Raw genomic sequence first — 26,508 nt, forward strand, 5'->3', positions numbered from 1 at the left:
GACGTATTTTTCTGTCGACATGTTCGTAAAACCGGTGTTATATTCCGCGCCCAACCCCTTGGGGGCGCTTAGCTCAGTTGGTAGAGCAGCTGACTCTTAATCAGCGGGTCACAGGTTCGAACCCTGTAGCGCCTACCATTCAAGCCCTTGAAAACGAACCGTTTTCAAGGGCTTTTTCGTTTCTGAAACATCTTCAGTGTTTATTAACGGCTCCTTGCTATGTCCTGCAGGTTAAAGTGGTAACTTGTGTGGTTGGAGTAAGGAAGTGTTGAAGAATATTACCATCAGTAAAAAGATACTGGCACTGGTCGGGGCGTCGCTGATTGCGATGCTGGTTATGGGGGGGCTGGGGATCACGGCGATTGACAGCGCCCTGACAAATGGCCGCAAGGCGACCCTGAAGACCGTTATTCAGAATGCGGAAAGTGTTTCCGACCATTACTACAAGATGGCTGTGGCCGGGGAGTTGACTGAGGAAGCTGCGAAGCTGGAGGCCATGAAGGTGCTTCAGGACATGCGCTATAACGACAGCGATTACCTGACCATCACCGATTCCAATGCGGTCATGCTGATGCATCCTTTTGTGAAAGACCTGATCGGCAAGGATCAGATGCAGACAAAGGATGCCAATGGAAAATTCTTCTTCCGTGAAATGCTGGAGGTCTCGAAGAAGCCGGACGGCGGATATGTGGGGTATGTGTTCCACAAGCCGGGATCGGATGTCCCCATCGAGAAATTGAGCTATGTGAGGCTTTTCAAGCCGTGGGGCTGGATCATCACAACCGGCGTTTATATGGATGATCTGGAGAAGACCCGTTCTGAATATGTCACCGAGTTGGTGGCAGCGGGGGCAGTTGTCCTGTTTGTCATTATCGGCATTTCCATGCTGATCGGCCGCAGTATCGTCCGGCCATTGGCCCGGATCACAGGCAATGTGGAACGTCTGGCCGAAGGGGACAAGGATTTCGAGCCTACGGATACGGACCGCGGGGACGAGATCGGGCGCCTGTCCAAGGCATTGGCCCTGTTCCGGGAGAATGCGATCCAGATGGATGCCATGGCGGCCGAGCAGGAAGAGATGCGTCAGCGCCAGATCGAAGAGGAACAGCGCGCCATCACGGAGCGGGAAGAAGCGAAGCGCCGCGAAGTCGAGCAGCAACAGGCCGCAGAACAGCGTGCGGAAGAAGAACGCAAGCGGGCCATGCTGCAACTGGCGGAAACATTTGAAAGCAGTGTGCAGGGGATCGTGACCACGGTGTCTTCCTCGTCCGAGCAGATGCGGGGCGCCGCGGAAGGTTTGAGCCGCAACGCATCCGATGCCAGCGAGCGGTCCAATCTGGTGGCTTCCGCGTCTGAGGAAGCATCGACAAGTGTGCAGGCGGTCGCATCGGCCACCGAGGAATTGTCTTCCTCCATCCGGGAGATTTCCTCACAGGTAAGCCGGTCGGCCAGCATCTCGACCCGTGCGGTGGAGCAGGCCAACAGCACCGGAAATGCCATGACATCGCTGCAGAATGCGGCCAGCAAGATCGGCGAGGTAATCACCCTGATCAACGATATCGCCGGCCAGACGAACCTGTTGGCCCTGAACGCCACGATCGAGGCGGCACGGGCGGGGGATGCCGGCAAGGGGTTCGCCGTGGTTGCGTCCGAGGTGAAGAGCCTTGCCAACCAGACGGCCCGGGCCACCGAGGAAATCTCTGCCCAGATCTCTGCCTTGCAGTCTGAAACCCAATCCACGACGACGGCGATCCAGGAGATTTCGGAGACCATTCGGGAGATCAACCACATCGGGACGGCCATTGCCTCAGCCGTGGAACAGCAAGGCGCGGCAACGTCTGAAATCAGTCGGAACGCGCAGACAGCGGCCCATTCCGCAGGGGATGTGACAATGAATATTACCTCCGTTCGGGAAACGTCCGGTGCCACCGGTGTGGCGGCGAACGAGGTTCTGGGGGCGGCGGAGTTGCTGTCCCGGCAATCTGGTGAGTTGCGTGATCAGGTGAGCCGTTTCCTGGCATCGGTCAAGGCATCCTGACCTGGGCGACAGATCAGAAAAAAAGCCGGGCCCAAGGGTCCGGCTTTTTTTGTCAGTAAAGGCAAGTTTTGCGCACAAAAAAAGGCGGGGAGACCCCGCCTTGATTTTGCATTGCAAAAATAAATTCTAAATTAGTGGTAGGAGCCAACTGCCCACAGAACCATCATGATCGGAAATGCGAAGATGGCTGCGAAATCCTTGATTTTGGAGGCGTTGAACGTCTTATTCGCGGATTGTGTGGCGTTGGTTGACATCGTGACTACCTATATTTTATGCAAAGTGATTCATTCAATTCGGTCGCCTTATAGGCAATGTTCGCATATGCAGCATTGATTGTGATCAAATGAATTGAAAAATATTTTTTCGTGATCCATTCGGTGTGAAAAAACGTAATCAGGTAAGGGTTGATAAAGGAAGTTGGCTGTACTATTGCAGCCTTGATTGCCGGGAAGCGAGCGAAAAGTCTGGTGGCGTCATTGGAGAAAATCGGGGCGAATGAACGGGGGCGGGCCGCCTTGGCAGCGGCGCTGCTGATGTGCGCTGGCACCGCGTTCCTGACAGGGCTGACGGTTCTTCCCAATGCGAAAACCCGTCATCTGGCCGTTATCTTTCCGCCAACTGCGGCGCTGACGGATATTCTGGGTGACCTGTCCGCCCATCCGGTCCAGTTCATCGGCACCGGGGGATGGGACAATATTGTGGTTGTCCGCCCGGAAGACGGTGTTCAGGCTGATCATATGCAGTTTGAGAATGCCCTGTTTGTTGTTGATGCGCTGGCGGGGGGCGCCTGCCTGTCCGCAGAAAGCCGGTCCGGTTCCTTGAAGAGGGGGTTATTATGAATGCACTCGAAAATCTGCGATTGTCCGTTGCCCGATCAATCGTAGTTCTGTTGTGGCTCCATGTGCCGGTAACCTTTCTGACGGCCATGGCCGTGGGCGCGGACTGGATGGCGGCAACGGTTGGGGCTGCTGTTCTGGCCGGGCTTACCACGCTGTTCTATCGGCGGGATGAGGTTTCGCTGCTGTTCCGGTATATGGCGGGCATCAGCTATATGGTTCAGGTCGGTTTGCTGGTTTACGTCTTTACGGGTCACCCGTGGCAGATCGATATTCATATGTATTTCTTTGCCAGTCTTGCCATTGTGGCCGCGCTTTGCTGTTGGCGGACCATTATTGTGGCAACCCTGACCATTGCCCTGCATCACCTGATCCTGAATTTTGTCTTCCCGGCGGCGGTCTTCCCGGACGGGGCGGATTTCCTTCGGGTTGTCCTTCATGCCGTTGTGGTGGTTCTGGAATCGGCGGTGCTGACCTGGCTGACCTTCAACCTTGTCCGGGCCTTCGGCAAATCAGCGGCAGCGGTTGAGGAGGCGGAACAGGCAACCCGGTCCGCCGAAAGCGAGAAGCTGCGCGCCCTGCAAGCAACCGAGGAGGCGCGGCAGTCAGAAGCGCATGTCAATGAACTGCGGGCGGAGGCAGAGCGTCTTAACCTTGAGAAGCTGGCAGAGGTGGAAAGCGCCCGGGAAAAACGCCAGAAGGAACGGGCAGAGGTGGCCGGGCATTTTGAGGAAAATGTCGGGCAGATTGTGCGCAAGGTCGCCGAGAATTCCCGCACCCTGACCCGTCTGGCGGCCAACATGCAGACCCTGTCCGGGTCGGTGAGCAGCAAGGTAACAGAAGCCGTCAATGTAACGGATACCATGTCCGGCAACGTTCAGTCTGTTACATCCGCAACCGAGGAATTGAGTTCGTCCATCCTTGAGATTTCCAGTCAGGTCAACCAGTCAAGCCGGGTGGCGGCCAATGCCACGGAGCGGGCTTCGGCAACGGCGCAGACCATGGGGCAACTGAAATCGGCGGCACAGCAGATTTCCGAAGTGGTCAGCCTGATCAGCGATATTGCGGAACAGACAAACCTTCTGGCGTTGAATGCGACCATTGAGGCCGCCCGGGCCGGTGAAGCCGGGAAGGGGTTTGTTGTGGTTGCCAACGAGGTGAAGAATCTGGCGACCCAGACGGCCCGTGCCACAGAGGATATCACCACACAGGTGGCCGGTATCCAGCAGGTCAGTGAAAAGGCCGCTGGCGAGATCGAGACAATCCTGTCCATCATCAACGAGATCAGCAGTACCACCACATCCGTTGCCGCTGCGGTGGAGCAGCAGACCGTGGCAACCAACGAGATATCCCAGAGCACACGGTACGCCTATGACGGGACGATCCGGGTCAAGAACGAGGTGTCCGAAATTGACGGATACTGCACGCAAAGTATCGAGGCGTCGGAAAATGTGCTGAACGCGTCGTCCGAACTGGTCGAGGATGCGGACAAGGTGCTGGCTGAGGTGAGCCGGTTCCTTGAAAAAATCCGCGCCTGACGCGGACCTGAGAAAAAATACCCTTCCTACAGCAGGATGATTTCCAGCCTGTAGGGAGGGGTTCCCTTGACCAGAACCACCTCAAGATCATGGGTGGTTGGAACGGATTTCCGAAAATGAACCCCCCACGCGGTGATGTCGATCCGGCAGATCAGCGGGCCGTATTTCAGGGCCACCTGATACCCGGCGGATGATCCGGTGCATTGGCAGCGGTGATACTGAAACGGGGGCAGGGTTTCAGGGGGCGGGGAGGTCCAGACAAGGTCGTCCGTCTCCAGCGACGTGTCCGAGGCAAGGGACGTGTAGGCCAGATCCTGACCTTCAATGGTATTGATCAACGCGATATCCACATCCAACGGCATTTTCTTCCCTTTCCTGTCGTGTCAGCTAGACGTTTTGCTGGCGGGACCTGTGACGAGGTGCGAATGCCGTTGCGTCGCGGGGTAATCTTCGATAGTGCTGAACAATGCAATGGAATGATGAAGGGCTGGTGCTGTCTGCCCGGAAATACGGGGAGAACAGCGTTATTCTCCACGCCCTGACACGGGAACATGGCCGATATGCCGGCATGGTCCGGGGCGGAACCGGCAAACGGCTGAGGGGTATCCTGCAACCGGGCAATGAGGTTGGCCTTGGCTGGAACAGTCGTCTGGCGGACCAGTTGGGCACCTTTTCCGTTGAGGCCCGTCGATCGCTGGCCACCCTGTTGTTTGACCGGCCCCTGAACCTGTTGGCCTGCGGATCGGTGACGGCGTTGCTGGAAATTGTCCTGCCCGAGCGGGAACCCCATCCGCCGCTTTTCGAGGCTACGCGCTATCTGCTGGAGCAATTATCCGGGGATCTGGATATCTGGGGGCCGCTTCTGGTGCGCTGGGAACTGGGTCTGCTGCGGGAGCTGGGATATGGCCTCGACCTTGGCCGGTGTGCAGCAACGGGAAGCACGGAAGACCTTGTTTTTGTATCGCCGAAATCGGGCCGGGCCGTCAGCCGGGCCGCTGGCGAGATTTACAAACAGCGCCTGTTGCCCCTGCCGGGCTTTCTGTCCCCTGAAGGGGGAGAGGCGGAGAGTGCCGATCTGGTGGCAGGGTTGACGCTTTCCGGGTACTTCATCCAGAAATTTCTGCTTCCCAACTATGGAAATGTGGTTCTTTCGACGCGAGAGCGATTTATTGATGCCTTGAGGCGAAGGAATATTTGATCCCTGCCGCCCTAAAAGGGTAAAAGGAACATCAGAAATTTGTGGCTTGGGGAGCGGCCGATAACTGCACGGCGGAAATGTCTTTCGCCTGCAATCCGCCTCCCCGTGTTCCGAGGGTAAAAGAATTCATGAGTGAGCAGTCTCCAATCAAACCGGGTGAAATCCTGCCGACATCGTTGAAAGATGCGATCAGCGAACGGTATCTGGCCTATGCCATGTCAACCATTATGGCCCGATCCCTGCCGGATGTTCGCGACGGCTTGAAACCGGTTCACAGGCGCTTGCTCTATGCCATGCGGCTGCTCAAGCTGGACCCCAACTCTGGCTTCAAGAAATGCGCCCGTGTGGTGGGTGACGTGATCGGTAAGTATCACCCCCATGGCGACCAGTCCGTCTATGACGCGCTTGTCCGTCTGGCTCAGGAGTTTGCCCAGCGTTACACCCTTGTGGACGGGCAGGGGAACTTCGGAAATATCGACGGGGATAACGCGGCGGCCATGCGGTATACCGAGGCGCGCCTGACTGTCATTGCCGAATTGCTGCTCCGGGATCTTGATCAGGATACGGTGGATTTCCGCCCGACCTATGATGGGGAAGATCAGGAACCGGTGGTTCTGCCGGCGGCCTTCCCGAATCTGCTGGCCAACGGGTCAAGCGGTATCGCCGTGGGGATGGCCACATCCATTCCGCCGCATAACGCGCTGGAACTCTGTAATGCGCTGCTGCACCTTGTGAAATACCCGAACGCGGGAATCGAGAAGCTGCTGGAATTCGTGCCGGGACCGGATTTCCCGACCGGCGGCGAACTGGTCGAGAAAGCCGAGAATATCCGCGAGGCCTATGTGACCGGACGCGGCGGTTTCCGACACCGCGCCAAGTGGGAAGTTGAGGATACGGGCCGCGGGACCTATCAGATTGTCGTGACCGAGATTCCGTATCAGGTGCAAAAAGGCAAGCTGATCGAGCGGATTGCCGAACTGATCCAGTCCCGCAAGATACCGCTGTTGTCCGATATTCGCGACGAATCTGCTGAAGACATCCGTCTGGTGCTGGAGCCGAAAAGCAAGAATGTGGATGCGGAGGTCCTGATGCAGGGGCTGTTCCGTCTGACCGATCTGGAAAGCCGCTTCTCGCTGAATATGAACGTGCTGGATGCCAGCCAGACCCCTCGTGTCATGGGACTGCGCGAGGTGTTGCAGGCCTTTCTGGATCACCGCTTCGAGGTTCTGGTCCGGCGGTCCCGTCATCGTCTTGCCCGAATCGAGAACCGGTTGGAAGTTCTGGAAGGCTATCTGGTTGTCTTCCTGAACCTGGACGAGGTGATCCGCATCATTCGTGAGGAGGACCATCCGAAACAGTCCCTGATGGACACCTTCAAGCTGACCGAGGTTCAGGCCGAGGCGATCCTGAACATGCGGCTGCGGTCCCTGCGGCGTCTGGAAGAAATGGAACTGCGGACCGAGCATGACAACCTGACACAGGAAAAGAACACGCTGGAAGCCCTGCTGGGAAGCGAGGATTTGCAGCGCGAAGCCATTTCCAATGAGTTGCGGGACCTGAAGAAAACCCTGAAGGACATTCCCGAAATCTCGAACCGGCGGACGGCGATCGGCGATTTTGTCGAGGTGCCGGACATTCCGCTGGAAGCCATGATCGAGAAAGAACCGATTACGGTTATCTGTTCCGAAAAAGGCTGGATCCGGGCCCTGAAAGGTCATGTTCAGGAAACCGGCGAAGAAAAATACAAGGACGGGGACAAGGGCAAGTTCTGGATTACTGCCGAAACCACGGACAAGCTGGTTCTGTTGGGAACCAATGGCCGTTTCTATACGCTGGGCTGTGACAAACTTCCGCGGGGCCGCGGGCAGGGGGAACCGGTTCGCCTGATGATCGATCTTGGCAATGATCAGGATATTGTCGCCCTGTTTGTTCACCAACCGGATCGGAAACTGATTGTGGCGTCAACGGACGGGCGCGGCTTTATAGTGGATGAGAACGGTATTATCGCACAGACCCGGAACGGCAAGCAGACGCTGAACGTCTCGGGTGATGTGGAAGCGTCCTTCTGTCTGGAGGCAACCGGGGATACGGTTGCGGTGATCGGCGATAACCGCAAGCTGAACTGCTTTGCGATTGAGGAAATCTCGGAAATGACCCGTGGACGCGGTGTCATGTTGCAACGCTACCGGGATGGCGGACTGTCCGATATCAAGACTTTCAACCGTGAAGAAGGGTTGACGTGGCGGTCCGGCGAGCGGACACGGACGGAAACGGATTTGACAGGGTGGTATACCCGGCGCGGAAATGCAGGGCGTCTTGCACCGCGCGGCTTTAACAGGAATAATAAATTTACTCAATAAAAGTCTAATAGGGGGTTGGGGGGAGTATGAAGACATTACATGACGCTTTTGCCGATACGGCAAAGCGGTTTCCGGATAATGCCTTTCTGGCGGTGCCGCCGCTGGAGGGGAGAAGTTATTATCCGGACGGTGCCGAGTTCACCTATGCGGAGGTGGTGGACGAGGTGGCGCGCCTTCAGGGGCTTTACAGGAAGGCCGGATACGCCCATGGGCATCGTGTCGGCCTTCTTCTGGAAAATCGCCCTGAATATGTGATGCATCTTCTGGCCCTGAACGGTTTGGGCGTCTCCTGTGTTCCGATTAATCCGGACTACCAACATGATGAAATGCTCTATCAGATGGAGCATTCGGAAGCCGATCTGGCCGTGTGTATCGCGGCCCGTCATGCGGACCTGATGAAGGTGTCCGAAGACAGGGAACAGCCCTTACCCGTGGTCCGGGTCGAGGATCTGGATCAGGGGTTGCCGACACCGGTTCGGCCTGCCCGCACCGACGCGCCGGATTTGATGACGGAAGCCACGCTTCTGTATACGTCCGGGACGACCGGACGGCCGAAAGGCTGCATCCTGACCAACGAATATCACCTGACGGCCGGACACTGGTATGCCCATATTGGCGGTCTGGTGGACATTCGGACCGGACAGGAACGGCTGTATAATCCGCTGCCTTTGTTCCATATGAATGCGGCGGTTGTCTCGCTGGGCTGCATGATCCTGACCGGCGGTTGCCTGATCATTCCCGATCGTTTCCACCCCCGCAGTTGGTGGAAAGAAGTGGTCGCCACACAGGCAACCATTATCCATTATCTGGGGGTTGTGCCCCCCATGCTGCTGAACCAGCCGGTCACACCGGAAGAAACGGCCCATTCGGTTCGGTTCGGGATTGGCGCCGGGGTCGAGCCGGAATTGCACGAGGTTTTCGAGAAACGGTACGGCTTCCCCCTTATTGAGGTTTGGGGCATGACGGAAACCGGGCGTATCTTTGTGGTCAATACCGAGCCGCGCATGATCCATACGCGGGCCTTTGGGCGCCCCACAGGGGATTTCGAGGCGAAGATTGTTGATGAGAACGACAATGAACTGCCGCGCGGAGAGCCGGGGGAATTGCTGGTACGCTGCCGGGGTAATGATCCGCGCCGGGGCTTTTTTGCCGGGTACCTGAAAAATGACGAGGCCACGGTAGAGGCCTGGAAAGGTGGCTGGTTTCACACCGGCGATACGGTTATTCAGGATGACAGCGGCATGTTGTTCTTTGTGGACCGAAAAAAGAATATCATCCGCCGGTCCGGTGAGAATATCGCCGCCGCCGAGGTGGAGGCCGTCCTGCAATCCCATGACGGTGTGGCGCAGGTGGCGGTGATTGCGGTCAAGGATGATCTTCGCGAAGAAGAGGTCATGGCCTGTATCGTCCCCATGGCGGGCTGGCAGCCCGATGAGGCGCTGGCGCAGGCCCTGTTTGATTATACTGCCGAACGGATGGCCTATTACAAGCCGCCGGGATGGCTGTTATTCATGGACCAGTTGCCGACAACGGGAACCCAGAAAATTCAGAAAACCCAGATTTTCAGCAAGGACGAGGACCCACGGGAGCAGCCGGGCATCTTTGATTTCCGGGCCCTGAAGAAAAAGAAAAAGCATTAAGACGGGACCGGGGCTGTTATGGCGCCGGTTTTTTCGGTTTTGACCACCAATAAAAAAGCCGCAGGTTTGACCTGCGGCTTTTTTGTCGGGACAGGACCCGTCTAGTAGGACGATCCGAATATCACCTGCGGCAACCATGTGGCGATCTGCGGGAACATCGCCAGCAGGATCAGGCCGAAAATCTGGATCAGCACAAAGGGAATGACCCCTTTATAGATCATGCTGGTGGTAACCTCGGGCGGGGCAACGCCGCGCAGGTAAAACAACGCAAACCCGAACGGCGGTGTCAGGAACGATGTTTGCAGGTTCATGGCAATCATGACGCCCAGCCACACCGGGTTGACATCCAGTTGCAAGATTACCGGGGCCACAATGGGAACCACCACAAAGGTGATTTCAATGAAGTCCAGAAAGAACCCGAGAACAAAGATGACCGCCATGACCATGAGGATGGCACCAAAGGCACCTCCGGGAAGGTTGGTCAGAAACTCGTGAACCATGTCGTCCCCGCCAAGACCCCGGAATACGAGGCTGAACAGGGCCGCACCGATCAGGATGACAAACACCATGGCGGAAATTTCCATGGTTGATTTACAGACATCCGTCAGGATACCGGCTTTGTGAACGCGGCGGAGGCTGATGAACAACCCATACAGCACGACACAAAGCAGCAGGACGCTGAGAACCAGCCCGACAATTGTTCCTGTCGAGAAGACCTCAAGCCCGACACGCAGGTCAAAGATATTGGCCAGTGCCAGCATCAGGAAAATGCTGATACCCGCGCCATAGATAAGCTTGCTGTGGGATTCGTCCAACCGCAGGCCCGCCAGAAGAATGGCGCCAAGTCCGCCCACGGCAGCCGCTTCGGTCGGCGTGGCAAAGCCCATCAGGATGGACCCCAGAACGGCGATGATCAGGATCACCGGTGGCAACAGGGCATGCAGGACCTGAAGGATGAAACTGCCCTCGATCTCGCCGATATCCTCGCGGGGGATCACAGGTGAACTGGACGGTTTGACGATGGCCATGAACACCTGATACAGCATGTACAGGCCGACCAGCATCAAGCCCGGCAGCAGCGCCCCGGCGAACAAATCCCCAACCGAGACCGGTTCAGGAGACCAGTTGCCGATGGTCCGCTGGGCGTCCACATAAGCATTGGAAATCTGTTCCCCCAGCAGCACCAGAACGATGGAAGGGGGGATGATCTGTCCCAGCGTCCCGGAAGCACAGATGGCCCCGCTTGCCAGTTTCGGATCATAGCCGCGCTTCAACATGGTTGGCAGGGACATCAGTCCCATGGTGACCACGGTTGCGCCAACGATCCCGGTTGAGGCCGCCAACAGCGCGCCCACCACGAAAACGGAGATACCAAGGCCGCCGCGCATCTTTCCGAACAGCATACCCATGGTTTCCAGAAGTTCCTCGGCCACGCGGGAGCGTTCCAGCATGACCCCCATGAACACAAAGAGCGGTACGGCGATCAGCACCTCGTTCCACATGGCGTTGCCGAACACCCGCGAGGGCATGGCACCAAGGATACTGAAGTCGAAAATGCCGACAATCCAACCCAGACCGGCCACAAACAGGGCGACCCCGGACAAGGTGAAGGCCACCGGAAAGCCCGCCATGAGGCAGGCAACAGCCAGAAGGAACATTCCAATGGCAAAAATCTCTACAAGTTCCATTGCTTAGATGACCTCCAGCTTTTCTTCTTCATGGGGTTTTTCATGTCCGGTCAGGATCAGAATGGAATGAAGAATGGTGGAAATGCCCTGTAGGATCATCATGCCACAAAAAATGACGATGACAGTTTTCAGGCCGTAAACGAACGGAATGCCGCTGGTCTCGCGGGAGATTTCAAGGATTTCCCAAGACTTGGCTACGTATGACCAGCTAAGCAGAAGGATGACCAGACACACCGGGATCAAAAAGAACAGGGTGCCGAGCGCATCGATGATGGCTTTGGTTTTCGGGGTGGTGTCGGCGTAAAAGATATCAACGCGAACATGCCCCCCATGAAGGAGTGTATAGGCGGATCCCAGCATGAACAGCAGGGCATGTGAATAGATAATGGTTTCCTGAACGGCGATTGAACCGATGCCGAAAACGTAGCGCGCAAGGACGACAGCGAACTGTACCAGGACCATCACAAGTGCCAGCCATGATACATATTTTCCCACAAAATCGCTGAACCCATCGATCCTGCGCGCAATGGAGGCAAGACCAGTCAAATGATTTTCTCCCTGAAAAATCAGAACATCAACAATTAGGATTCCCTAGTGGCCTTATAAGGGAAACCTGTTTTCTTGGCAAATAGCAGAAGAAAAAAAGGCCTGTACCGCACCGCGATACAGGCCTGCATTTTCCGACCCTTCAGGGTTAGCCGCCGTATTTGAACGGAAGGCGACGGGCCTTGGCATAGGCTTCGTCCGCATATTTGCCCATGGCAATGGCGTTCTTACGGAAGCTGACAAAGCTGTCATAGACCTTGCGGGTGATCTTGTCCGTGTTGGCCACATCCGCCATCACCTGACCGGATGCCTCGCCCATGGCATTGAGGATGTCATCCGCGGTTTTCTTGATCTGGACACCATGCTTGGTGACAAGGGTCTCAAGCGCGGCACCGTTGCGGGCGTTGAATTCCGCATAGAGATAGTTGTTCTCTGCGGTAGCGGCGTCCTGAACCAGGGCTTTTTCAGACTCGCTGAAGCCTTCCCAGACCTTGGAGTTGATCCCGACACCCAGTGAGGAGCCCGGCTCATGGAAGCCCGGATAGTAGTAGTATTTGGCGACCTTGTAGAAACCGAAGGCCAGATCGTTCCACGGACCAACCCATTCGGTGGCGTCGATGGCACCGGATTGCAGGGCCGGATAGATTTCACCGCCCGGTAGGGCCAGTGCATTGGCACCGATCTTGTTGAGAACGTCACCGCCCAGACCCGGCATACGCATTTTCAGGCCCTTCATGTCTTCCAGGCTGTTGATTTCCTTGGTGAACCAGCCGCCCCACTGAACGCCGGTATTACCGCACAGCAGGTGCTTGATCCCGAACTGGGAGCCCAGTTCATCCCACAGTTCCTGACCGCCGCTGTGATGAATCCAGGCGTCCATTTCATTGGCTGTCAGGCCAAAGGGAACGGAAGCGAAGAAGTTGTAGGCCTGGGATTTGCCTTTCCAGTAATAGTCCGCACCGTGATACATGTCGGCGGTTCCCTGAGAGACCGCATCGAAACTTTCAAAGGCAGGGACCAGTTCGCCGGCAGCGAAAACCTTAACGGTCAGTTTTCCGTCGCTGGCTTTGGTGATCCGGTCAGCGAAACGCTGTGCCCCGGTCCCGAGACCCGGGAAATTCTTTGGCCAGGTGGTGACCATTTTCAGTTCTCTTTTGCCCTGCGCGATGGCGGGTTTGGCAAAAGTCGCGGCACCAACAGCCAAGCCTGCTGCGCCGGTCAATACGGAGCGACGATCCATTTATATTCTCCCTGTAATAAACATTACGGTTCCCTGTTAAGATCCGCAGATGTTGTTTATGAAGAGCCGGGAAGACCGACCCTAGACGGTTGAGTATAAAAAAAGTCTGTATAAAGGCAACCGCAAGTATGGTTGGGGAGAGCAGAAAAATACTCTTTTTCAGTATTTTCCTTATATTTTCAAAATGTTGTCCGGATTTCGGGGCCTCAAAGAGGTTGCCAGCCTTCCTTGGTCAGAATCTCGGCTGGCTGGTACCGTTCCTTGTAGGACATCTTTGGGCTTTGGGCGATCCAGTATCCGAGATAGACATTGGGCATGGCCAGATATTTGGCCTGCAGGATGTGCCACAGGATCAGGAAGGTGCCGGGACTGCGCTTTTCTTCGTCCGGATCAAAATAGCTGTATACAAGGGAGAGCCCGTCATCCATCAGGTCCGTCAGACAGACCCCGTAAAGGGTGCCGTCGGCCCGCCTGAATTCCACCAGTTGGGAGCGTACCGGGCTGTCCTCGACCATGGCCTGATAGTCGCTGTAATCCATATCGACCATGCCGCCATCGGAATGGCGGTGGGTCAGGTAGCGGTGAAACAGGGCGTAATGCTCATCGGTTGCGAGGGGGGGCTTTTCCGTGACTTTCAGGTCGCGGTTGCGGCTCCAGATTCGCTTGAACGACTTGTTGAGGGTGAAATCCTTGGCCTTGACGCGGATGGGAATGCAGGCGTTGCACCCCTCGCAGGCTGGACGATAGGCAAGGTCCTGACTGCGCCTGAAGCCTGCCAGACTGAGGGCGTTGTGGAGGTGATCGGGCTCCTCTCCGGCAAGGAGGGTTACGATTTTCCGTTCCAGTCGGCCAGTCAGATAGGGGCAGGGGGCAGGCGGAGTCGAAAAGAAAAATCGTGATGGAATTTCGACTCGTTTCATCAGGGTGTGTGTTCCTCTCTTGCCGTCAATATGAGGGTAACGCGCTTTGGAAGTTTAGCAAATTTTCGGATAAAAAACCGCTAAAATACTAAAGAAGACCGTAATAAAAGGGCGCAAACAGTGAAAAAATAATCCACAGCAGCACCACCAGCGGTGCCCCCGCCTTGAAAAAGTCCATGAACTTGTAGTGCCCCGGCCCCATAACGAGAAGATTCGTCTGATACCCCATGGGGGTTGCGAAGGAGCAATTGGCGGCGAACAGGACCGCGAAAATAAACACCATCGGACTGACCCCAAGCCCTTCTGCCACACTGATGGCGATGGGGGTGAACAGGACCGCGGTGGCATTGTTGCTGAGCACATTGGTGATGACCGCAACCAGCAGGAAGAAGGCGGAGAGGATAAACGCCGGACTGGCCCCCTGCATGGTGCCAAGAAGCTGGTCGGCGATATAGCTGGCACCGCCGGTGGCCTGCATGGCGGCCCCCAGTCCAAGCGCCGCCCAGATTAGCATCAGTACCTTTCTGTCGATGGAGCGGCTGGCTTGAAACACGTTGAGGCAACCCGACGCAATCATGGCCGTGGCCCCGGCAACTGCCGCCACCAGAATGGGCAGCAGGCCCGTCGCGGCAGAAATAACAACAGCGCCGAAAATTACTCGGGCCCGCCACGAGAGGGCGAGGGCGGGCAGTTCGCGGGCGGACCATTCCAGAAGCAATACATCCGGGTTGCTGCGAAGCTGCATGACGTTCTTCTGCTTGCCAAGCAGCAACAGCACATCGCCAGCCTCAAGACGGATATCCCGCATCCGGCTGGTCCGGATCATCCGGGACCGGCGCTGGATCCCCACAATCACGCAGCCCGTGCGGTAGTGGAAATTGATCTGGTGCAGGGCTCTGCCGATCATGCGGGAAGCCGGGGCGATCACCACTTCGGCCAGTGTCTGGTCCCGGACAGAGTGAATTTCGTGGGCATCCCCTTCGGCGGGCTCCTCGGTGTCCAGGAAGTCCTGCAGGATTTGCGGGTTGTCTGAAAAAGCCTCCGCTAGGGATTTCCGGGTTCCGGCAAAGACCACCAGATCATCCGGGCGCAGGGCCATGTCATCAAAGGGAGGCAGCAGAAGTTTGTCATTTCGCTGGATGAAGCGGATGGTGATATTGCGCAGGCTGGGGAATTGGCCTGCCACGGCGGTTTCCCCCACCAGCGGGCTGTCCGCGGAAATTTCCATCTGGACAATAAACTGTTTGCCGGACAGGTTCTCCAACCCATCCGAGGAAGCCTCGCGGTTGGGCAGGAGGCGGGGAATGATCACAAGGGCATAGATCAGCCCTGAAACCGCAAGCACGGCACCGGGAATGGTGATGTCAAAAAAGGTGATGGCCGGTTGTCCCGCCTGCACGGCGGCGGCAGACACCAGAAGGTTGGTGGACGAGCCGATCAGGGTTGTCATCCCGCCCAGAATGGACGCATAGCTGAGGGGGATCATCAGGGTCGATGTGCTGCGGTGCAGGCGTTCGGCAAGAGCGGTCATCAGCGGAATGAAGATCACAACCACCGGGGTGTTGTTCATGAAGGCACTGATGATCAGCACGGTCGCAAGCACAACGGCAATGGCCATGACCGGGTGATGGCGTCGAAGGGTGACCAGAAGGCGGATCGGTTTTTCAAGGGCGCCCGTCCTGACCATTCCTTGCCCGACCACAAGAAGGGCCAGAACCGTGATCAGGGCCGGGTCGGCAAGACCCGCCAGAATATCCCGCGACTTCACCAGGATTTTTCCTGTTTCGTCTTGTAGCGGATAGATGTAAAACAGCAGAAGAAGACCGGCGATTACAGCGGTAGCGGAGATTTCAAGTTCGATCCGTTCGCTGGCAAAGGAGATCATCGCAACAGCAATAAACCCGAACACGATCCACATATGTAGTTGTGATTCAACCATTGTCCTTGAATAATCCGCCGTTTCTGGTGTGTTTCTCTTTAAGAAGGTTAAAGTGAAAGACCCGAATTAACATTAAAAATTTTGTCTGTCATGAAGAATACGTTCGAACCTTGAGCGTTCCTGTTTCCCTGCCCTTTCCCTATACTGTCCTTATTCAAAAGGATTGAAAGCCGTGTCCACCGAGACAAATTATTATTTTGCGACCTCAAACAAAAGCCTGACATTTCCGGAACTTCGCGGGGATGTGACGGCGGATGTCTGCGTTGTCGGGGCCGGGTTCACCGGCCTTGGGACAGCGCTGGAACTGGCCTTGCGGGGCTTGCGGGTTGTCGTGCTTGAGGCCCGGTGTGTTGGCTTTGGGGCATCGGGGCGAAGCGGCGGGCAGATCGCGTCCGGTTTTGCCGCCGGCATGATGGATGCCGCGTCTGAGGTCGGGGCCGATGATGCCCGGCTTTTGTGGCAGTTCTCGGAGGAAGCCAAGCGGATCCTGTATGGCCGGATCGAGCAACACGGGATCGAATGTGACCTGTTGCCGGGCGAGTTTTATTGTGTGCCCAACAGCTCCCACGAAAGCTGGTTGCGCGAAGAGCAGGCCTTTTGCGAAGAGAATTACGACTATACCGGTTACACTTGGTTGGACCGGGCGGAGTTGCAGGAGAGGATCAGCACGGATCGATATGCGGGGGCGCTTTATGATCGGGAAGGGGGCCATCTGCATCCCCTGAACTATACGCTGGGGTTGGCGGACGCTGCCCGCAAGGCCTCTGTGCAGATATTCGAGAACTCGCCGGCGCTGGCCTTTGACAAGGGGAAAACCGTTACGGTGAAAACCCTGCGGGGACAGGTGACATGTACGCATCTGGTGCTGGCGGGGAATGCCTATCTGTCGAATTTCGAGATCCCGGCCAACCGCCGGATCATTCCGGTCAGTTCCGGCATGCTGGCCACCGAGCGGTTGCCGGATGAACTGGCGCGGGAGTTGATCCGAACCGAGGCCTGTTTTTGCGATACCTATGACAATCTGGATTATTTCAAGCTGACGCCGGATCAGCGGATCGTTTATGGCGGTCAGGACGAGGCGTTCAAGTTTGGCAGATCGGGAAACCGGGGTCTGCGCCGTCAGATGTTGAAAACCTTTCCGCAACTGAAGGATACCCGGATTGAATTCGAATGGTCCGGCAAGGTCGCCATGACGCGCAACCGGCTGCCGGATATCGGGACCATGGGCGGGAATATTTTCTGGGCGCACGGATATTCAGGGCAGGGGGTTCCGCTGTCCGCCGTGGTCAGTGAAATTCTGGCCGATGCCATTTTGGGCGATGATGACCGGCTGCGGGTTTTCCAGCGGATCGAACACAGGAATATTCCGGGGCGCAAGCTGTTCCGGGCGCCGCTTCTGACGCTTGCGCTGCTTTGGTACAGGATCAAGGACCTGTTCTAGGCAGGTTTGGGGTGGCTCCGCTTGATGACGCTGTTGGTGATGAAATCATGCAGCAACCGGCCTTTCGCATTGAACAGCGAGATTGCCAGCAACAGGAAGGATGTCAGGGCCATTGTCACGTAGAACAGCGCCGCATGAAGGAACGCGGTGATATAGTCCGGCTCGCGCCCGTCCAGAAGACAGACTTCAAGCCCCATCATGCGCATCCCAACCGTGGCATTCCATTGGCTGCCAACCGTCAGGGTGTGATATCCCAGCGGCACCATGGTGATCGCTAGCACAAGAATGGGCGTCAGGGTCCCCAAAGAGATAATCCCCATGAGGGCGGCAATCACGTTGGCGGCAATGGTCAGGAAGAAGATACAGACAAGATCGATAATATAGGCGAATACGCGCTTGGAGCGGACGCCATCAAAATCGTCCGGTTGCTCTGTATACAGGGTCTCTTCCTCGAGGCCATCAAGAGATGACAGGGTAATCAAGGGATCTTTATTCTGGGCCACTTTCTAAAACACTCCCCAAAGAGAAAAAACTGTCTCTTGTTTACACTAGATGGTACTCGTATGCACGATTGCAAGATGATTGTAACACCACTTTTGCAGACACGGAACAATGCGGATTTCCACTTGATGGTAATTAAAGAATCCCGACAAACAGGTTGGCCCCCCATTCTGGTCACGGCAGGGGTTCAGGCCGCCCTGTATTTTCTGGGGATGTTCATCCTTCCCCATGTTGCCAACTGGACCGGGATGGGCGTACCCTTTTTCTGGCAGATGGTGGCGCAGGGCCTGTTGGCGGGATTGCTGACCTATCTGCTTCGGTTTTCCATGTGGTGGGTCGTTATTCAAGGGGTGGCACCGCCGCTGCTGGTGGTGTTCCTGATCCTTGATCCGCCGGTCTGGGTGTATCCGGTTCTGGTGGGCGGCTTGTTGCTGGTATTCTGGAATGTGGCCATCAACCGGGTGCCCCTGTATCTGACCAACCGGGCCACGGCGGATTGCTTGCACAGGCTGTTGCCTAAACGGGCTGGGTTGGCCGTTGCCGATCTTGGCAGCGGGTTTGGCGGGACGCTGCGGGTTCTCAGCCTGAAACGCCGGAACCAGACATTCTTCGGTCTTGAAACCGCCCCTGTCCCTTGGGGGATTTCAATTCTGCTGAACCGGTTGGCCGGTGCAGGAAACTATCGCATTCTGTTTCAGGATATCTGGAAGCAGGACCTGTCCGGGTTCGATGTGGTTTACTGTTTCCTGTCCCCGGTTCCCATGCCCGCCCTTTATGAGAAGGCGAAGAAGGAAATGAAGCCCGGAAGCCTGTTCATCAGCAACAGTTTCACTGTGCCGGACGTACCTCCAGACCGCACCCTTACCGTTGAGGACAGCCGCAAAACCACCCTGATGATCTGGACCCTTTAGGAAAAATCCTGCGGCAGAGGACGCTATTTCAGGTCAGGCGGCAGGACCGGTGCCTCGCGCAGCAGGATGATGCTGATCCTGCGGTTGCCGGGGTTGGACGGGTCATCCGCAATCAGCGGTTCCTGATCGGCCTTGCCGGAGACACGGCGAATGCGTTCAATATCCAGCCCGCCTTCCATCAGGGCACGGCGACTGGCATTGGCGCGGTCCGAGGACAGTTCCCAGTTGCCGTAGGTGCTGCTGGCAAACCCGGCGCTGTCCGTATGGCCGCTGATGGACAGGCCATTGGGAAGATCCTCGATGGCCTTGGCAATCTTGCCAAGTAACCGTTTGACGCGGGGCGAGATTTTGGCACTGCCGCTTTCGAACATGCTTTCGTCATACTGATCGACGATCTGAATGCGCAGTCCTTCGGGGGTCATGTCGATAATGATATTGTCGGCCAACCCTTCAAGTTCAGGGTCTGACGAGATGGCCTGCTTGATCTGTTCCTTGGCGTGATCGAAGGCCCGTTCTTCCAGTTCGGCAAGCCGTTCCAGAAACTCGGTTTCGTCAATTTCACTGGGGCTGTCTTCCTTGGCGTCGTCCTTGCGGCCCTCCTCGGGCGGGGAAATGCTGGATACGACAGACGGTACGCCGGTATTGGAGACCATGGCCCCTTCGGTCTGCATGCTTTGTCCGCCGAGAATACCGCCGGCACCGGAACGGCTGGAACTGGCCATGGTGGGGGCGAAATACTCGGAGATGCCCTTTTTCTGCTCGGCGTCTGTCACATTCAGCAGCCACAGCAGCAGGAAGAACGCCATCATGGCCGTCACAAAGTCGGCATAGGCCACCTTCCAGGCGCCGCCATGATGTCCATGACCGCCCTTCTTGACCTTCTTGACAATGATGGGTTTTGCGTCGTCAGCCATTGTTCAAAAACCGATTTACCTGTGACCTAGACCGCCGGAGCGTTGTTGCAGGCTTCCTCAACTTCAAGGAAGGAGGGGCGCTCGTGGCTATACAGGGTCTTGCGGGCAAACTCCACGGAGACAGCCGGGGCATAGCCCTGCAAGTGGGCAAGCAGGCCCTGTTTCATACATTCATAGTATTTGCCGTCGGCCTCGAAATACTGATTGAGGTTGCTGCCCATGGGGGAAAACAGGCCATAGGCGACCAGAATACCGAAGAAAGTACCGACAAGGGCCGCAGCAATCAGGCCACCCAGAACTTCCGGCGGTTCGGCGATGGAACCCATGGTCACAATCACACCCAGAACGGCGGCCACGATACCAAAGGCGGGCAGGGCGTCGCCAAGGGTGGTAACGGCGGATGCCATGGCGTGATGTTCCTGATGGTGGGTTTCCAGATCCTGATCCATCAGCGCTTCCAGCTCGTGCGGGTTTTCCGTTCCCATGGTCATGAGACGCAGATAATCGCACATGAAATCCACCGCGTGGTGGTTCTTGGTGAAGCTGGGGAAATTCTGGAACAGGGCGCTGTCCTTGGGGTTTTCGATATGGGGTTCCAGCGCGATCATGCCCTTGGTCTTGGCCAGCTTGAACACGGAATACATCAGGGTCAGAAGATCGGAATAGGCCTTTTTGTCATAAGGTGATCCCTTGAGCAGTTTGCCAAGGTTGCCCAGCACGCCGAAAATCACCCATTTCGGGTTCCCCTGAAGGAAGGCACCGGCACCGGCCCCAAGAATGATCAGAAATTCCAGTGGTTGGAACAGTACGCCAAAATCGCCATGCGGGGCGTACCCGCCAGCAACGCAACCAAAGGTAACGACGACACCTATAATCCAGAACATCCCTTTGGAATTCCCCTCGTTTGTCCAATTGTAACTTGTGGTCGCGATTTTGGCCTGAATTTGGTTAATAAACCATGAGCAACTTTAAGGTGAATTTTAAAATAATTGTTTTCCAGAGACAATTCCTACTCGGGATGATAGCGATTGAAGAACGTCCACCTCCGGTATTTTCTGCCGGTTTTTCTGCGGTTGCCATAAAAAACAGATGATTTTGACGGGCAGCTGTGGGATGGTGCCCCCGCTTTGATCAGGATCAATGCGTTTACAGTTTTTATTTATCGGTTCTTTTGAAGCGTAACAGAAAAAATGACATTTGATGCCAGAACATTTCGTGATGCCCTTGGTTGCTTTGCTACCGGGATAACCGTGGTGACCTCCCTGAACGGAGAGCGCGAGCCCATGGGGATTACGGTGAATTCCTTCAATTCGGTATCTCTTGATCCGCCGCTGGTCCTGTTCAGTCTGGGCCATACAGGCAATCATTGTCAGGAATTCAGGGAATCAGGCGTTTTCGCCATCAATATTCTGAGCGATGAGCAAAAGCATCTGTGTGACCGGTTTGCCTCCCCGAAAGAGGATCGCTTCAACGGGGTGCCCCATATCCTTGGGGAAAATGGCAGCCCCGTGTTCGAGGACAGCCTTGCCGTGTTCGAGTGCGAGACCTTCAAGACGGTTGAGGCCGGGGATCACCTGATCTTCATTTGCCGGGTGACCAACGTGGCGGTGGATACAAGCCGGTCCGCCCTGTTGTTCCATAAAGGCCAGTTCCCCGTTCTTTGAACCGCCTATCGGGGGCGCAGAACCAGCGTCCCGATGGCGTTTGCCTGATAATCTTCCGGTCGGGTTGACATGGGGCGATAGCGTGTCGCGGCCCAGTCACTTGCCATATCCGCATAGAAACGGGACAGGATATTCCCCGACTGACCGGTTGAGTGGATGAAGAGCGATTTGTCCAGATCGGAAAAATCGTATATGGCCCGCAAGGATGCCGCATGGGTGTTGGCAAAGGGCTGCTGTTCATCCTTCAGGCGGTTGCGCCCCACATTCACGGTATAGGACCCTCCCATGGAGGGAACGCGGATATCGAACAGGTCCTTCAGCACCGGTATGCGCGAAAAGGGCAGATGATCCCCGTGGGCAAAATGGGCATCCCCCCAGTTCCAGTCCGGCATGGACGTCCCGAAGCGTGCGGTCAGATCCTGCAAGGCGGTTTGCAGGGATGTTTGCAGGATATCCTGACAGGTTTCGACCTGATCGGGGGTGGACTGGTCATCACACCATTGGCCCTGATTGCCGCGATTGCGAAGCACGTTCAGCAGGAACGCGGGGCGCTGGCGCCAGAAATCGGGGAACATATCGCCCAACTCATCCGCATAGACCGCCTTGTTCAGGTTGCGTATCCAGGCGCTGAAAATCAGCGGGGCGGGATCGTTCATGGTCATGTGACTGTCCCACGTGGACAGGCGGATCAGGGCGTCGCGGGATAGATCGTCCGCCGGTGTGGTGGTCAGCAGGATTTCCAGAAACTCCTCTGCCATCAGGGAATGGACATCACCATGCATTAGCTGGAAGCTTTCCACGCTGTGATTGCTGTCATGGTCAAGAAGGCCGCGAATGCGATTTGCCCGGTAGGGGGCCGACCAGTCCGATGTGATGAAATGCGGATAGCTGGCGGGAACAATTTTGTGATTGGCGGTGTAAAAGAGGCCGGACGGCGGATTATAGGCCTGTGGTAATTCCTCGAAGGGGATGTATCCGTCCCAATCATAGTCGGCAAGCCAGCCCGGTACCGGGATTTTGCCGCGGGCGGTGTTTTCAGGTTTGCGCACGGGGACAAGTCCGGGCGCATAATAGCCGATATTCCCGTCCGTATCCGCATAGACCATGTTTTGCTGGGGGCTGTTGAAGTTGCGGATGGCGCTTTTAAATTCGTCCCAGTTTTTGGCTGCCATCAGTCTGGCCGAGGCATCGGGGGTGCGATCCTCCAACCGAAGGGCGGTCCAGGCCAGCGACAAGGCATGGCTTTCCCCCATCATGTCAGCAGATTTTCGGTGACTGTCCGACAGGACAGGGCCGTGGCGGGTGCTGCGGACCGTCAGGGTGACAGGGTCGGCGTCCTTGACAAGGATGGTTTCCTCGCGCTTTTCGAAATCGGCCCATCCGGTCGGGGTTTTGTACTGATCGGGATTGTCCGGGTTGATTTTCTCAATATAGAGATCCTGAACATCCGGGCCTGTATTGGTGAACCCCCATGCAATCTGTTGGTTGCGGCCAAGGATAATGGCGGGGACACCCGGCAAGGTGGCCCCGATGGCATCAACGTCCGGGGTCTGGATATGGGCAAGATACCAAAGGGCCGGGGCGCTCAGCCCAAGGTGGGGATCGTTGGCCAGTAGCGGTTTGCCGGTTTTGGTATGAGCGCCCGACACCACCCAGTTGTTGGAGCCGGCCCCTTCCGGCAGCGGTTCGGGGGCGGCGGCATAAAGGCGGCCCGCATCAAGGCCAGCCTGCTGATACATCTCCCGGAAATCGGGGAGCGGGTGGGCCGGGTCTCCCGGATAGGGCGGATAGAATTCCAGCACCTTTTCCGGCGGCATCACGGCCATCAGACGCATCCGCTCCAGCTCTTTCGCCCAGTTCCCGCCAAGGTCCCATGCCATCATTTTCGTCCAGACAACCGAGTCCTCTGGCTTCCACGGTTCAGGGGAGACCCCCAGTATGAGGAATTCCGGCGGCAGGGTGGGGCCGGTCTGGCCCAGAAAGGCGTTCACCCCGGCAGCATAGGAGGAAAGCTGGTCCCGTGTGTCCGGCTGAAGAAGGGGCAGCACGTTTCGCGAGGCCTCATAAACCCCAAGGGTGCGCAGGAACCTGTCCGTATCCAGTGTGGCATCACCCATGATTTCCGACAGGCGGCCCGCCCCGATCCGGCGGTTGGTTTCCATTTGCCAAAGGCGATCCTGCGCATGGACAAACCCAAGCCCGAACAGGGCATCGGTGAGGGTGTTCGCGACGATATGCGGCACGCCTGAGGCATCGCGGGTGATGCGGATTTCATCCTGCAGGCCCGCCAGCCGGATTTCACCGTCCATTTGCGGAAGGGAGGTGCGAAGATAGAGGTATCCACCCGCAGCGATCACGGCGACAAGCAGAAGCAGGCCGGCAGTCAGGCGTAGAAACCATTTCATCATAATTCTCCTTTTCCGCATATGAGGGGATTGTGACCCCAAGCCGGGAATTTGGCAACCTGTCCGTCAGGATCGAAATTAGCGCTTTTCTGAAACAGGCCCAATGGATACAAAAGGAGAAACATTCTTGTACGGGGAGATGGCGGATGAGCAAAAAAGCGGCGTTTATCGGACTGGGTGTCATGGGATATCCCATGGCTGGCTTTCTGGCGAAAGCCGGATATGCGGTAACAGTGTATAACCGGACCACATCGAAGGCGGAGGCATGGGTTGCCGAATATGGCGGGGCCTTTGCGGGGACACCGCGCGAAGCCGCGGCAGACGCGGATTTCGTCATGACCTGTGTTGGCAATGATGATGACCTTCGCAGCGTGGTTCTGGGGCCGGACGGCGCCTTTGCCGGAATGAAGGCCGGGGCCCTGTTTGTGGATCACACCACCGCATCGGCGGAAGTTGCCCGTGAATTGGCCGATGTGGCAGGCGGAAATGGGATCGGTTTCGTGGATGCGCCTGTTTCCGGCGGGCAGGCCGGGGCGGAAAATGGTGTTCTGACCGTTATGTGCGGCGGGTCGGACGCGGATTTCGACCGGGCGAAAGAACCGATCGATGCCTATTCCCGCGCCTGTATGCTGATGGGTGGTGTCGGTGCCGGGCAGCTTGCCAAGATGGTCAACCAGATTTGCATCGCCGGTGTTGTTCAGGGCCTGTCGGAAGGAATTCACTTCGCGCAGAAGGCCGGGCTGGATGCGGAAAAGGTGATCGAGGTGATCTCGAAAGGGGCGGCGCAAAGCTGGCAGATGGAAAACCGCTACAAAACCATGATCGCGGACGAGTTTGATTTCGGCTTTGCCGTGGACTGGATGCGGAAGGATCTGGGGATTTGCCTTGATACGGCAAAGGGAATTGGCGCGTCCCTGCCCAATACAGCCCTTGTGGATCAGTATTACAGTGATGTTCAGGCCATGGGCGGCGGCCGGATGGATACGTCCAGCCTGATTGTGCGGCTTCGCAAGTTGAGTGAAAAATAGAAACGGGCGCGGGGGGCAACTTGTGCACCGGCAGGGTCAGGAGGGGCACCCTTCATCGCCCCCTGATGATTGCGGCGTGCCAAGAATAAGGCACCAGTAATAATCCGCCGCCGTGTCGGTGTCTTCCGTGATGTCCGGGCCGCAGGCCACGCCGACCCCCACCTGGGTGTAGGAGGGGTAGAGCATGGTTTTTCGGTGCGGTGGGCTGTCCTGCCACAGGGCGAAGGCGTCATATGCGGAATAGGGGCAGCAGGCCAGATTCTCTCCGGCGAACAGAAAGCTGTAGCCCGCAGCCCGCAGCCGGTCTGCCAGTTCGGCATCGCCGGGGCCAAAATGGGTGAGGGCGGTCACATCGGCCATAAACTGCGCCTGCAGGCCCGCCGCCTGACAAAGGCGGCCGTTCAGGGAAAGTGGCAGGCGGTTTTGGGACAGGCGTTCCCGGTTGATCAGGGAAACAAGTTCTGTCGTCATGTTCATGGTGCAGCCCCTCGGTGGTGTGATCCGGCAGTGACATGACGGCTGATGGGAAAAGTTGTGAGAAAAGGAACGGTTATGAAGAAGGAACGGACGGTTCGGCCCGAAACACTGGTTGCGCAGGGGCTGGGGCATATGGACAGCGAATTTAAGGGGATCATCCCCGGTATCTTCCCCAGCACCACCTTCGAGCGGGACGTGGATGGTGGTTATCCGTCCGGGCGGGTTTATACCCGCGATCAGAACCCCAACTATGACCAGCCCGAGGCGGTCCTGACCGCGCTGGAAAAGGGGGCGGACAGTTTCCTGTTTTCCTCCGGGATGAGTGCGGCAGTGACCGTTTTTCAGGCGCTTCGGCCGGGGGATCACGTGATTGCCCCGAAGGTCATGTACTGGTCGCTCAGAAACTGGCTGGCCACCTATGCGACGGAATGGGGGATTGAAACCAGCTTTGTTGACAATGGCGATCTGGACGCGCTGAAGGCCGCCGTCCGGCCGGGGCAGACACGGCTGTTGTGGCTGGAAACCCCGGCGAACCCCACATGGGTGGTGGATGATATCGCTGGCTGGGCGGAGGTGGCCCGGTCCTGCGGTGCCCGCCTTGCGGTGGACAATACAGTGGCAACACCGATCCTGACCCGCCCGCTTGAGCTCGGGGCGGATATCGTCATGCACTCCGCCACCAAGTATCTGAACGGCCATTCCGATGTGCTGGCAGGGGCGCTGGTCACCCGGCAGGCGGATGAATTCTGGGATCGGATCAGGACCATCCGGGCCGCAGGCGGCGCGGTGATGGGACCGTTCGAGGCGTGGCTTCTGATGCGGGGGATGCGGACCCTGTCGATCCGGGTTCGGCAGGCATCAACCAACGCCCTGAAAATTGCCGAAGCCCTGAAAACCCATGCCGGTATTGCCGAGGTGCTGTATCCCGGATTGCCGGAACACAAGAACCATGCGGTTGCGGCAAGCCAGATGACCGGCGGGTTCGGCGGGATGCTCAGCATCCGGGTTGCCGGGGGCGAGGCGCGGGCCATGAATGTGGCCGGGCGCCTGACGCTGTTTAAACGGGCGACTTCCCTTGGCGGGGTTGAAAGTCTGGTGGAACACCGGGCGAGTATTGAGGGGGCAGGCACCCCCTGTCCAACGGATTTGTTACGCCTGTCCGTCGGGATTGAGGATGCGTCCGACCTGATTGCGGACCTTGAACAGGCGCTGGAGGAATAATTG

General features: G+C 57.0%; 22 protein-coding genes and 1 tRNA gene. 12 read left to right on the top strand and 11 right to left on the bottom strand.

Features of this window, described 5'->3' with window-relative positions:
* Window positions 1-62: 62 nt before the first annotated feature.
* From FQB27_RS08510 to FQB27_RS08525, 4 genes are all read left to right on the top strand, one after another.
* Window positions 63-138 (top strand) — tRNA-Lys (locus FQB27_RS08510).
* Window positions 139-265: 127 nt separating this feature from the next.
* Window positions 266-2,038, top strand: a complete 1,773-nt coding sequence (locus FQB27_RS08515; RefSeq protein WP_169560498.1) for a methyl-accepting chemotaxis protein — start codon at window positions 266-268, stop codon at window positions 2,036-2,038.
* A gap of 404 nt (window positions 2,039-2,442) precedes the next feature.
* Window positions 2,443-2,877 (top strand): hypothetical protein, encoded by a 435-nt coding sequence (locus tag FQB27_RS08520; RefSeq protein WP_169560499.1) that lies wholly within the window; start codon window positions 2,443-2,445, stop codon window positions 2,875-2,877.
* On the top strand, window positions 2,874-4,412 hold the full coding sequence (locus tag FQB27_RS08525; RefSeq protein ID WP_169560500.1) for a methyl-accepting chemotaxis protein: 1,539 nt from the start codon (window positions 2,874-2,876) through the stop codon (window positions 4,410-4,412). The genes FQB27_RS08520 and FQB27_RS08525 overlap by 4 nt, the downstream gene beginning before the upstream one ends.
* A gap of 26 nt (window positions 4,413-4,438) precedes the next feature.
* Here FQB27_RS08525 and FQB27_RS08530 read toward each other — a convergent pair whose 3' ends face one another.
* Window positions 4,439-4,774, bottom strand: coding sequence for a hypothetical protein (locus FQB27_RS08530; protein WP_169560502.1), 336 nt, complete (start codon window positions 4,772-4,774; stop codon window positions 4,439-4,441).
* A 104-nt stretch (window positions 4,775-4,878) separates the two neighbouring features.
* On the opposite strand from FQB27_RS08530, the gene recO reads away from it, so the two are divergent.
* The 3 genes from recO (at window position 4,879) to FQB27_RS08545 (ending at window position 9,610) form a co-directional block, all read left to right on the top strand.
* On the top strand, window positions 4,879-5,610 hold the full coding sequence (recO, locus tag FQB27_RS08535) for a DNA repair protein RecO (RefSeq protein ID WP_169560503.1): 732 nt from the start codon (window positions 4,879-4,881) through the stop codon (window positions 5,608-5,610).
* 128 nt (window positions 5,611-5,738) lie between these two features.
* A complete protein-coding gene (gene parC, locus FQB27_RS08540; RefSeq protein WP_169560505.1) occupies window positions 5,739-7,970 on the top strand; it encodes a DNA topoisomerase IV subunit A in 2,232 nt (743 codons plus the stop codon).
* A 26-nt stretch (window positions 7,971-7,996) separates the two neighbouring features.
* Window positions 7,997-9,610, top strand: a complete 1,614-nt coding sequence (locus FQB27_RS08545; protein WP_169560506.1) for an AMP-binding protein — start codon at window positions 7,997-7,999, stop codon at window positions 9,608-9,610.
* Between the two features lie 101 nt (window positions 9,611-9,711).
* On the opposite strand, the gene FQB27_RS08550 is transcribed toward FQB27_RS08545, so the two are convergent.
* The 5 genes from FQB27_RS08550 to FQB27_RS08570 all read right to left on the bottom strand — a co-directional run bounded on the left by FQB27_RS08550 (window position 9,712) and on the right by FQB27_RS08570 (window position 15,943).
* On the bottom strand, window positions 9,712-11,298 hold the full coding sequence (locus FQB27_RS08550) for a TRAP transporter large permease (RefSeq protein ID WP_169560508.1): 1,587 nt from the start codon (window positions 11,296-11,298) through the stop codon (window positions 9,712-9,714).
* 3 nt (window positions 11,299-11,301) lie between these two features.
* On the bottom strand, window positions 11,302-11,844 hold the full coding sequence (locus FQB27_RS08555) for a TRAP transporter small permease subunit (RefSeq protein ID WP_206374465.1): 543 nt from the start codon (window positions 11,842-11,844) through the stop codon (window positions 11,302-11,304).
* A gap of 148 nt (window positions 11,845-11,992) precedes the next feature.
* Window positions 11,993-13,084 (bottom strand): TRAP transporter substrate-binding protein, encoded by a 1,092-nt coding sequence (locus FQB27_RS08560; RefSeq protein WP_169560509.1) that lies wholly within the window; start codon window positions 13,082-13,084, stop codon window positions 11,993-11,995.
* Window positions 13,085-13,290: 206 nt separating this feature from the next.
* Window positions 13,291-14,004, bottom strand: a complete 714-nt coding sequence (locus tag FQB27_RS08565; RefSeq protein ID WP_169560511.1) for an arginyltransferase — start codon at window positions 14,002-14,004, stop codon at window positions 13,291-13,293.
* An 88-nt stretch (window positions 14,005-14,092) separates the two neighbouring features.
* Window positions 14,093-15,943, bottom strand: a complete 1,851-nt coding sequence (locus tag FQB27_RS08570; RefSeq protein WP_169560512.1) for an SLC13 family permease — start codon at window positions 15,941-15,943, stop codon at window positions 14,093-14,095.
* A 172-nt stretch (window positions 15,944-16,115) separates the two neighbouring features.
* On the opposite strand from FQB27_RS08570, the gene FQB27_RS08575 reads away from it, so the two are divergent.
* The gene (locus tag FQB27_RS08575) at window positions 16,116-17,384 is read left to right on the top strand and encodes an NAD(P)/FAD-dependent oxidoreductase (protein ID WP_169560514.1); all 1,269 of its coding nucleotides are present in this window, start codon (window positions 16,116-16,118) and stop codon (window positions 17,382-17,384) included.
* Here the strand turns inward: FQB27_RS08575 and FQB27_RS08580 are convergent.
* A complete protein-coding gene (locus FQB27_RS08580; RefSeq protein ID WP_169560515.1) occupies window positions 17,381-17,887 on the bottom strand; it encodes an RDD family protein in 507 nt (168 codons plus the stop codon). The genes FQB27_RS08575 and FQB27_RS08580 overlap by 4 nt on opposite strands.
* A gap of 126 nt (window positions 17,888-18,013) precedes the next feature.
* Between FQB27_RS08580 and FQB27_RS08585 the strand changes: the two genes are divergently transcribed.
* The gene (locus FQB27_RS08585; protein WP_169560517.1) at window positions 18,014-18,796 is read left to right on the top strand and encodes a class I SAM-dependent methyltransferase; all 783 of its coding nucleotides are present in this window, start codon (window positions 18,014-18,016) and stop codon (window positions 18,794-18,796) included.
* 23 nt (window positions 18,797-18,819) lie between these two features.
* Here FQB27_RS08585 and motB read toward each other — a convergent pair whose 3' ends face one another.
* The gene (motB, locus tag FQB27_RS08590) at window positions 18,820-19,710 is read right to left on the bottom strand and encodes a flagellar motor protein MotB (RefSeq protein WP_169560518.1); all 891 of its coding nucleotides are present in this window, start codon (window positions 19,708-19,710) and stop codon (window positions 18,820-18,822) included.
* 26 nt (window positions 19,711-19,736) lie between these two features.
* A complete protein-coding gene (motA, locus tag FQB27_RS08595) occupies window positions 19,737-20,594 on the bottom strand; it encodes a flagellar motor stator protein MotA (RefSeq protein ID WP_169560520.1) in 858 nt (285 codons plus the stop codon).
* A 306-nt stretch (window positions 20,595-20,900) separates the two neighbouring features.
* On the opposite strand from motA, the gene FQB27_RS08600 reads away from it, so the two are divergent.
* Window positions 20,901-21,374: a flavin reductase family protein gene (locus FQB27_RS08600; RefSeq protein ID WP_169560522.1), complete on the top strand. Its 474-nt coding sequence runs from the start codon at window positions 20,901-20,903 to the stop codon at window positions 21,372-21,374.
* 5 nt (window positions 21,375-21,379) lie between these two features.
* Here FQB27_RS08600 and FQB27_RS08605 read toward each other — a convergent pair whose 3' ends face one another.
* Window positions 21,380-23,782, bottom strand: coding sequence for a penicillin acylase family protein (locus tag FQB27_RS08605; protein WP_169560524.1), 2,403 nt, complete (start codon window positions 23,780-23,782; stop codon window positions 21,380-21,382).
* 86 nt (window positions 23,783-23,868) lie between these two features.
* Here FQB27_RS08605 and FQB27_RS08610 point away from each other — a divergent pair, with 86 nt between their 5' ends.
* Window positions 23,869-24,807: an NAD(P)-dependent oxidoreductase gene (locus FQB27_RS08610; RefSeq protein ID WP_240953460.1), complete on the top strand. Its 939-nt coding sequence runs from the start codon at window positions 23,869-23,871 to the stop codon at window positions 24,805-24,807.
* A 36-nt stretch (window positions 24,808-24,843) separates the two neighbouring features.
* Here the strand turns inward: FQB27_RS08610 and FQB27_RS08615 are convergent, their stop codons facing one another.
* Window positions 24,844-25,284: a CAP domain-containing protein gene (locus tag FQB27_RS08615; protein WP_169560527.1), complete on the bottom strand. Its 441-nt coding sequence runs from the start codon at window positions 25,282-25,284 to the stop codon at window positions 24,844-24,846.
* A 75-nt stretch (window positions 25,285-25,359) separates the two neighbouring features.
* Between FQB27_RS08615 and FQB27_RS08620 the strand changes: the two genes are divergently transcribed.
* On the top strand, window positions 25,360-26,505 hold the full coding sequence (locus FQB27_RS08620; protein ID WP_169560529.1) for a trans-sulfuration enzyme family protein: 1,146 nt from the start codon (window positions 25,360-25,362) through the stop codon (window positions 26,503-26,505).
* Window positions 26,506-26,508 lie beyond the last annotated feature (3 nt).

Source organism: Sneathiella chinensis, assembly GCF_012720115.1.
GTDB lineage: Bacteria > Pseudomonadota > Alphaproteobacteria > Sneathiellales > Sneathiellaceae > Sneathiella > Sneathiella chinensis.